We start from the raw sequence: 2,214 nt of genomic DNA on the forward strand, positions 1-2,214 counted from the left end.
AGGCCCATCAGTTTTACTTTCCCGCCGGTTGCCAGTCGTGACCCACCGGTTTCCTCTTTTTCCTTGCCTTCAACAGGTGACCCATGAATTTCAACTACAGCAACCCCTACACCTCCACCCGTCTGCCGCTGTTTGCCCGGAACGTCGTTTCCACTTCGCATCCGTTGGGCGCACAGGCCGGTTTGCGCATGATGCTCAAGGGCGGCAATGCAGTAGATGCCGCGATCGCGGCAGCCGCCGCCATGACCATCGTCGAGCCGGTCAGCAATGGGCTGGGCAGCGATGCTTTCTGCATCCTCTGGGACGGCAAGGAACTGCACGGCCTGAATGCTTCGGGAACCGCTCCGCAAAGCTGGACGCCGGATTACTTCAAGCGCAAATACGGCAGCGATGCGCAGACACCTCCCAAGCGCGGCATGGATTCCGTCAGCGTACCGGGAGCGGTGGCCAGTTGGGTGGCCTTGAGCGAGCGCTTCGGCAAGCTGCCCTTCGCCGACCTGATGGAGCCCGCGATTGAAATTGCCGAGCGCGGCTATTTGCTGCCGCCCGTGGTGCAGCAGAAGTGGGCGGCCGCTACGGAGGAGTTGAAGTCGCTGCCGGGTTTTGCGCAATCTTTCCTTCCCTGGGGCCGGGCGCCGAATGTCGGTGAACTGTTCCAGTTCAAGGCTGCGGCCAACGCATTGCGGGCGATCGCGCAAACCAGGGGCGCGGCGTATTACGGCGGTGCCATCGCCCAGGCCATCGAAAAATTCTCCGCACAAAACGGCGGCAGCATCACCGCCAAAGACTTTGAAGGTTACAAACCGGAATGGGTCAAGCCCATCGGCAAGGATTACCGGGGCTATACCCTGCACGAGATCCCGCCCAACGGGCAAGGCATCGCGGCGCTGATCGCGCTGGGCATCCTCGATAAATTCGATGTGGCCGGGCTGCCAGTCGATGGCGTGGATTCGCAGCATTTGCAGATCGAAGCCATGAAGCTGGCATTTGCCGATATTTACCGATACGTGGCCGAGCCTTCGTCAATGGAGGTGACGGCCGGGCAAATGCTCGATGACGCGTACCTCACGTCCCGTGCCAAACTCATCGACATGAAAAAGGCACAGGACTTTGGTGCGGGCAACCCCGTCAAGGGCGGAACGATCTACCTCACGGCGGCCGACGAGAACGGCATGATGGTGAGCTTCATCCAGAGCAACTACATGGGTTTTGGTTCGGGTTGCGTCGAGCCCGAGTTCGGCATCAGCCTGCAAAACCGCGGTCATGCCTTCAGTGTGCAACCGGGCGCCAACCAGGTCGCACCGGGCAAGCGGCCTTTCCACACCATCATTCCGGCCTTCCTCAGCAAGGATGGCCAACCCGTGATGAGCTATGGCGTGATGGGCGCGAACATGCAGCCGCAGGGCCACATGCAGACACTGGTGCGCATGCTGGACTACGGACAGATCCCGCAAGCGGCGTGCGATGCGCCGCGCTGGCGCTACAACGCCGGGCTTGAGATCAATGTAGAGGCCACGATGGACCCGGGCACCGTGAAAGGCCTGGCCGACCGCGGCCATCGCATGGAAGTCATCAACGACTCCTACCAGGACTTCGGCGCCGGCCAGTTCATCTGGCGCGCCGGCAATCCCAAGGTCGAGGGTTATGTCGCGGCGAGCGATCCGCGCCGCGACGGCCAGGCCGTGGGTTTCTAAGCACCGACCTTGACCGACAAGCCCGACAAATCCGCTATAAAAATGCCTGCAGACCAAGCAGGACGTGCGCAAGCAGCTACAAAAAGCATAGCGCCTGGTTTGCTGCTTGCCACTTTTGGCGCGATTGCCTTCAGCGGCAAAGCCATCATCGTCAAGCTGGCCTACCGCTATGGCGTCGATGCGGTCACGCTGATCATGTACCGGATGCTGTTCGCGCTGCCCATCTTTGCCGTGATGGCTTGGTGGGCCAGCCGGGGCAAGCCGCCTCTCACGCGCAAGGACTGGCTGGGCGTGCTGTGGTTGGGTTTCACGGGCTACTACCTTGCCAGTTTTCTGGACTTCGCCGGCCTGGCGTTCATCAGTGCGTCGCTGGAACGGTTGATTCTTTATCTCAACCCTACCCTCGTGCTGCTGCTCGGCCTGGTGATGTACAAGCGCCGCGTTGGCGGGCCGCAAATCATCGGCATGGCCATCAGCTACTGCGGTGTGGTGCTGGTGTTCGGCCACGAAATCACGCTGC

Annotated in this window: 2 protein-coding genes; both read left to right on the top strand. The window is 61.2% G+C overall.

The window, feature by feature from the left end; genetic code table 11:
• Nucleotides 1-83 precede the first annotated feature (83 nt).
• The gene (locus AC1D0Z_RS20010; RefSeq protein WP_477659919.1) at nucleotides 84-1,694 is read left to right on the top strand and encodes a gamma-glutamyltransferase family protein; all 1,611 of its coding nucleotides are present in this window, start codon (nucleotides 84-86) and stop codon (nucleotides 1,692-1,694) included.
• Nucleotides 1,695-1,736: 42 nt separating this feature from the next.
• Nucleotides 1,737-2,214, top strand: a 478-nt coding sequence (locus AC1D0Z_RS20015; RefSeq protein ID WP_477659920.1) for a DMT family transporter, incomplete at its 3' end; no start/stop codon positions are given.

It is taken from the genome of Polaromonas sp. P1_E3 (assembly GCF_056405935.1).